The organism is Streptomyces alkaliphilus (assembly GCF_014141535.1).
Classification (GTDB): domain Bacteria; phylum Actinomycetota; class Actinomycetes; order Streptomycetales; family Streptomycetaceae; genus Streptomyces; species Streptomyces alkaliphilus.
This window is the reverse complement of sequence record NZ_VKHT01000211.1, coordinates 1-6,291: the sequence shown is the minus strand read 5'-3', so window position 1 is coordinate 6,291 and position 6,291 is coordinate 1. Positions and strand designations below refer to the sequence as shown.

The following is a 6,291-nucleotide window of genomic DNA, read 5'->3' as shown; positions in this document are numbered from 1 at the left end:
CCCTCCCGGGACACCCCCGGCCCCGCCGGGACCACTATCACGCGTAGTAAAAAGTCCGCTTTACCGCCTCTTGGGGGCACTGTTACCAATTCCTCGCGACGTCGCCGGGACCTCCCGGCGCATCCCCGAACGCGACGAACACGAGGTAACCCCCCATGCCCGCTCATCGCTTCCCGCGACACCGGCGCACTCCCGGCCTCCCCGGCATTCCCGCGGTCACGGCCGTGACCGGCAGGGGCCGGGTGACGGCCGTGAGCGCCCTGGGCGCGGCGGCCCTGGCCCTGACCGTTCCCCTGCTCCCGGCGGGGGCGAACGCGACCGCCGCCGAGCCCGTGGCCACCTCCCCGGTGGCCGTGGCGCTGGTGGACGACGGAGCGATCGCGGAGCACCGCGAGGCGGTGGAGCGGCAGTGGACGGCCGGCGTCCGGGAGCACGCCGTCGAACGGCACGCGGTGATCGCGCACGCCGACGCGGTCGCCCACCGCGAGGCCGAGGAGGCCAGGGAGGCGGAGGAGGCCCGTGTCGCGGCCGAGGAGGCACGGGCCGCCGAGGAGGCCGAGCGGGCGGCGGACCGCTCCGCGTCGCGTGAGGCCCCGGGCACGGCGACCGCGGTGACGACGAGCGCCCCGACGGCCGCGGCCACGACGGTGTCCACCGGTGTGGCCACGGACGCCGAGGGCTACAAGGTCTACACCGACGACCTGGACGGCTGGATCCGCGAGGCGCTGGACATCATGGCCTTCCACGGCATACCCGGTACCTACGAGGGCCTGCACCGCAACATCATGCGGGAGTCCAGCGGCAATCCCGACGCCATCAACCTGTGGGACATCAACGCGCAGAACGGCACCCCGTCGATCGGTCTGCTCCAGGTCATCCAGCCGACCTTCGACGCCTACCACGTGCCGGGCACGCCGTACGACCTGTACGACCCGGTGGCCAACCTGGTGGCGGCGGCCAACTACGCCGCCCACCGCTACGGCTCGATCGACAACGTCAACGGCCCGTACTGAGCCGTTTCACCGGGTCACGACATCCGGTCCACCCGACCCCGCCGACCGGCGGCGGGTGACGGTACCGGCCGGTGGTGATCGCACGGGGCCGGCCCGAACGCCAGGAGCGTTCGGGCCGGGCCCCGTTTCCGTGTCGACGGAGAAGCTCTTCGCATCCCGGGGAACGAGGATGGCCCGGTCTCATCCCCCGGCCATCGACGCCGTGCACGAGGATGACGGTCGGGGCGATGGCGGGTTCGACGGTCTCCGGTGTGGTGTGCGTGGGGTGGCTGGTCCTGGTCACCCTGGTGGGGTACGGCAACGACCTCCATCCGTACCCGTGGACCGTGGTCCTGCGGGACGCGACCGACCCGGTGGCGTGGATCGCTACGGGGACGGTGTTCGCCCTCGGTGTGGTGGCGACCGTGGGACGTCACTCCCCGCTCCCGGTGCATGCGGGGCATCCGGGGCGGAGGTGAGGGAACCGGGCCCCGGCGTTCCCGGAGGCGGTTCGGGGCCCTCCCCTCCCCGGACGCCGAGGAGGCGTCCATGCCGCGGACCCCGCGGTATCGGATGCCGGGAGCGCCCTGGCAGTCTGGTGTCCCATGATCTCCTCCCCGCCTCCCGCGACCTCCGGTGAAGGAGGGGCACCCGCCGTGGTGCCCCCGTCCACGGCCACCGGTGATGCGCCGGTCGACGCCCGTCCGGCCGATCCCGGGGACCCGGCTCGGCGCCGCAACCCGCTGGGCGGGCACGTTCCGGTGGCCGGCGGACTGGCCCGCACCGGCCTGGCGTACGCCCGGCGGATGGGGGCCGAGGCGGTGCAGGTGTTCGTCGCCAACCCACGCGGCTGGGCGACGCCGACCGGCGACCCGGCGCAGGACGAGGAGTTCCGCGCCGGCTGCGCGGCGGAGGGCCTGGCGGTCTTCGTGCACGCCCCCTACCTGATCAACCCGGCCTCGCACGACGGGACGACCGGTGAGCGGTCGGTGGTCTCGTTGCGGCACTCGCTGCGGCGGGGCGCCGCCATCGGCACCCTCGGGGTCGTGGTGCACACCGGTTCGGCCACCGGCGGGCGCGACCGGGCGACCGGACTCGCCGCCGTGCGCGAACGCCTGCTGCCGCTGCTGGAGGAGGAGCCCGGGGGACCGGACGGCCCGATGCTGTTGTTGGAGCCCACCGCCGGGCAGGGCTCCTCGGTGTGCTCCCTGGTGGAGGAGCTGGGCCCCTACCTCGCGGCGCTGGACCACCATCCCCGGGTGGGGGTGTGCCTGGACACCTGCCACGTCTTCGCCGCCGGCCACGATCTGGACCGGCCCGGTGGTGTCGGCCGGATGCTCGCCGCGCTGGAGGAGGCGGTGGGGCCGGGCCGGTTGCGCTTGATCCACGCCAACGACTCGGCCGCCCCGCGCGGCTCCCGCCGTGACCGGCACGCCCGGATCGGACGCGGCCACATCGGTGACCCCGCCTTCGCCGAGCTGCTGGCCCACCCGGCGACCGAGGGGGTGCCACTGGTCATCGAGACGCCCGGTGGGCCGGAGGGGCACGCCGGGGACGTGGCGCGGCTGCGGGAGATGCGCGCCGGTCGGATGCCCGCGCCGGTGCCGCGCGAGGAGCACCCGCCGCGCCGGACCGGCGGTTCCCGCTCGACCTCGCGCCCGGCCTCGCGCCCGGCCGACGGAACCGGCGGCTGATCGGGGTGCCGGGAACTCCCCGGGGCGCCCGTCATCCCGGGCCGTCGCCCGGGTCCTCCTGGTGGGAGTAGCGCTGCTCGCGCCGCACCTCGCCCCGGTTGTGGTAGCCGCGCTCCTCCCAGAAGCCGCGGCGGTCCTCGGTCATGTACTCCACCCCGCGCACCCATTTGGGGCCCTTCCAGGCGTAGAGTCCGGGCACGATGAGCCGGACCGGGAAGCCGTGCTCGACGGTGATCGGCTCCCCCTCGCGGTGGGTGGCGAACAGCGTGCGCTCCCCGGCGAAGTCGGCCATCCGGAGGTTGGCCCCGTAGCCGTACTCGGCCCACACCATGACGTGCTCCGCGTCGGGCGCGGGGGGCGCCACTTCCAGCAGGGTGCGGGCCGCCACACCACCCCACTCGCAGGGCGGGACGCTGAAGCGGGTGACGCAGTCCAGGCCGGCCGTGACCGTGTGGTGGGGCAGTGCGGTGAATTCGTCGTGGTCCCACTCGTGGCGTCCGCCGTCGGCCGTGGCACCGAAGACACGGAACCGCCAGCGCTCGGGTCGGAAGCGCGGTACGGGGCCGTAGTGGGTGGTCGGCCAGCCCCGGGCGGGGCGCTGCCCCGGCGGCAGGGGCTCCCCGGGCGCCTCCCGGGGGTCCGCGTCGGCTGCTTCCACGGGTCCCTCCATGGCTCCATGGTGGCACGCGGTGACCTGCCGGAGGCACGGCCCCCGCACGGCCCGCCCCCGGGGTCCCCGAACCGCCACGCCGCGTCACCACCACGATCGGAATTGCCCGAAAAATGCCATGAATTATGTGAAATCCGCTCCGCTTCGGTAAGGCTTTGTTTACTGGACGCGACCGCCGACGGGTGCCAGGATGCCCGAAGAGGCCGAAGATCCCGTCGCTTCCGAAAGGAGCGCCCGTCATGCAGGGTGACCCCGAGGTCATCGAATTCCTCAACGAGCAGTTGACCGCCGAGCTGACGGCGATCAACCAGTACTTCCTGCACGCCAAGATGCAGGAGAACAACGGCTGGACGAAGCTGGCCAAGTACACCCGCGCCGAGTCCTTCGACGAGATGAAGCACGCCGAGGTGCTCACCGACCGGATCCTCTTCCTGGACGGCCTGCCCAACTACCAGCGGCTCTTCCACGTCCGGGTGGGGCAGACGGTGAGCGAGATGTTCCGGGCCGACCGGGAGATCGAGGTGGAGGCCATCGACCGGCTGCGTCGGGGCATCGAGGTGATGCGCGCCAAGGGTGACGTGACCTCGGCCAACATCTTCGAGTCGATCCTCGCCGACGAGGAGCACCACATCGACTACCTCGACACCCAACTGGAGCTGATCGAGAAGCTCGGGGAGCCGCTCTACCTCGCCCAGCAGATCGAGCAGCCCGCGGAGGCCTGACCCGGCCGCCGGTCAGGCGGCGAGGGGCAGCGGGCGGGACGACGGGGCGGAGGGAAGGCCGGGGATCACCGACTCCGGGGACGGTCCCGCCGCCCCGGCGAGGGCCGATGCCACGACGGCGCCTGAGCCCTCACGGCGCGGACACCCGCGACCGAGGATGCCCTGGATGCGTCGTACGCACGAGCCGCAGTCGGTACCGGCGCCACTCGCCGAGGCGATCTGTCGGGGCGTGCACGCGCCGGCGGCGGCGTGCTCGCGGACCTGCTGTTCGGTGACGCCGAAGCACGAGCAGACGAACACCGTCACCTCGCGGGGATCGGGCCGGGGACCGGCGGTACGGCGGACTCCGGAATCCGGCGGATCCCGGTGGTGAGGTAACCCTTACCTTACCTCCACCGCCGGGGTTCGGCGAGGGAACGGCGGGTGAAAAAACAGTGGCCCCGATCACGGAATGGCCCCGGGGGCGCGGATCTCACAATCCGCCCCCCGGGGCCTTCGCGATCGGGGCCCGCGCCCGCCTCACTGGTCGCGGTACATCTCCGCCACCAGGAAGGCCAGGTCCAGGGACTGGCTGCGGTTGAGCCGGGGGTCACAGGCCGTCTCGTAGCGCTGGTGGAGGTCGTCGACGAAGATCTCGTCGCCACCACCCACGCACTCGGTCACGTCATCGCCGGTCAGCTCCACGTGGATGCCACCCGGATGCGTGCCCAGCGCCTTGTGCACCTCGAAGAAGCCCTTGACCTCGTCCAGCACGTCGTCGAAGCGCCGGGTCTTGTGCCCCGAGGCGGCCTCGAAGGTGTTTCCGTGCATCGGGTCGCACACCCACACCGGCCGGGCCCCGGACGCGGTGACCTTCTCCACCAGTTCGGGCAGCAGGTCGCGGATCTTCCCCGCCCCGTACCGGGTGATGAAGGTGAGCCGGCCGGGCTCGCGATCCGGGTCCAGGCGGTCGATGTACGCCAGGGCCTCCTCCGGGGTGGTGGTCGGGCCCAGCTTGACGCCCACCGGGTTGCGCACCCGGGAGGCGAACTCGATGTGGGCGCCGTCCAACTGCCGGGTGCGCTCGCCGATCCAGATCATGTGGGCGGAGACGTCGTACAGGCTGCCGGTCCGCGAGTCCACCCGGGTGAGCGCCGCCTCGTAGTCCAGCAACAGCGCCTCGTGGGAGGCGTAGAACTCCACCGAGTGGAACTCGGCCGGGTCCGCGCCGCAGGCCTTCATGAAGCTCAACGCCCGGTCGATCTCCCGGGCCAACGCCTCGTACCGCTGTCCGGAGGCGGAGGTGCGCACGAAGTCCTGGTTCCAGGCGTGCACCTGGCGCAGGTCCGCGTAACCACCGGTGGTGAAGCCGCGCACCAGGTTCAGCGTCGCCGCCGAGGAGTGGTACATGCGGCGCAGACGCTCCGGGTCCGGGGTACGGGCCTCGGCGGTGAAGGCCGGCGCGTTGACCGAGTCGCCCCGGTAGGAGGGCAGCTCCACACCGTCGCGGACCTCCGTCGCCTTCGAGCGCGGCTTGGAGTACTGACCGGCGATGCGGCCGACCTTGACCACCGGGACGGCGGCGGCGTAGGTGAGCACCGCGCTCATCTGCAACAGCGTCTTGAGCTTCGCGCGGATGTGCTCCGCGCTCACCTGGTCGAATGCCTCGGCACAGTCGCCGCCCTGCAGCAGGAACGCCTCACCCCGGGCGACGGCTCCCAGACGGTCGCGCAGTTGGTCGCACTCACCGGCGAAGACGAGGGGCGGATACCCGGCGAGGTCCGCGGTCACCTCGCGCAGGGCCTCGGAATCCGGGTACTCGGGCTGCTGCGCCGCGGGGAGGTCGCGCCAGGAGGAGGCGGTCGATGTGCTGCTCTCAGCGTTCACGGTCACACCGCCAGGTTACGGGGTCGCGCCGCGGTCGCCCGCCCGGCGCCCGATGGGTGAGACGGGATCCGCCGGGGCCGGGGACACCGTCCCCCGGCCCCCGGGGCGCGCCGACGGTGACCCCCCGTGGCCGACGCGGGGCTGTGCGGAAGGGCGGGCAGGGGCTAGGGTTGCCGTGTGCGTGCGCAGACGAGGCTTTTCTGGTGGTGGACCGCTCCCCCGGCGGCCCACTGACACGCGCGCACCCACCATGACGCGAGAGGCCGCCCGAGGGCGGCCTCTCGCGATTCCGCGTGGAGTACCGGCCCGGGCGACCTCCTCCCCGAACCGGAAGGACTCCCCGTGCC

The 6,291-nt window shown here is 72.9% G+C and carries 7 protein-coding genes; 4 read left to right on the top strand and 3 right to left on the bottom strand.

Annotated features, from left to right (window positions below; genetic code table 11):
- Positions 1 to 251: 251 nt before the first annotated feature.
- From FNQ90_RS09400 to FNQ90_RS09390, 3 genes are all read left to right on the top strand, one after another.
- Entirely contained in the window at positions 252 to 1,013 is a 762-nt protein-coding gene (locus FNQ90_RS09400; protein WP_323379860.1) for a transglycosylase SLT domain-containing protein, read from the top strand.
- Positions 1,014 to 1,240: 227 nt separating this feature from the next.
- A complete protein-coding gene (locus FNQ90_RS09395; protein ID WP_182605944.1) occupies positions 1,241 to 1,471 on the top strand; it encodes a hypothetical protein in 231 nt (76 codons plus the stop codon).
- Positions 1,472 to 1,735: 264 nt separating this feature from the next.
- Positions 1,736 to 2,686, top strand: coding sequence for a deoxyribonuclease IV (locus FNQ90_RS09390; protein WP_228470998.1), 951 nt, complete (start codon positions 1,736 to 1,738; stop codon positions 2,684 to 2,686).
- A 31-nt stretch (positions 2,687 to 2,717) separates the two neighbouring features.
- On the opposite strand, the gene FNQ90_RS09385 is transcribed toward FNQ90_RS09390, so the two are convergent.
- Positions 2,718 to 3,356 carry a molybdopterin-dependent oxidoreductase gene (locus tag FNQ90_RS09385; protein ID WP_182605942.1) on the bottom strand — a complete coding sequence of 213 codons (639 nt, stop codon included), beginning with the start codon at positions 3,354 to 3,356 and terminating at the stop codon, positions 2,718 to 2,720.
- A gap of 239 nt (positions 3,357 to 3,595) precedes the next feature.
- On the opposite strand from FNQ90_RS09385, the gene bfr reads away from it, so the two are divergent.
- Positions 3,596 to 4,078 (top strand): bacterioferritin, encoded by a 483-nt coding sequence (gene bfr, locus FNQ90_RS09380; RefSeq protein ID WP_143619282.1) that lies wholly within the window; start codon positions 3,596 to 3,598, stop codon positions 4,076 to 4,078.
- A gap of 12 nt (positions 4,079 to 4,090) precedes the next feature.
- Here the strand turns inward: bfr and FNQ90_RS09375 are convergent, their stop codons facing one another.
- Together FNQ90_RS09375 and FNQ90_RS09370 are read right to left on the bottom strand one after the other, a co-directional pair.
- Positions 4,091 to 4,378, bottom strand: a complete 288-nt coding sequence (locus FNQ90_RS09375) for a (2Fe-2S)-binding protein (RefSeq protein ID WP_182605941.1) — start codon at positions 4,376 to 4,378, stop codon at positions 4,091 to 4,093.
- A 219-nt stretch (positions 4,379 to 4,597) separates the two neighbouring features.
- The gene (locus FNQ90_RS09370) at positions 4,598 to 5,950 is read right to left on the bottom strand and encodes a class II 3-deoxy-7-phosphoheptulonate synthase (protein ID WP_143620727.1); all 1,353 of its coding nucleotides are present in this window, start codon (positions 5,948 to 5,950) and stop codon (positions 4,598 to 4,600) included.
- Between the last annotated feature and the right edge of the window lie 341 nt (positions 5,951 to 6,291).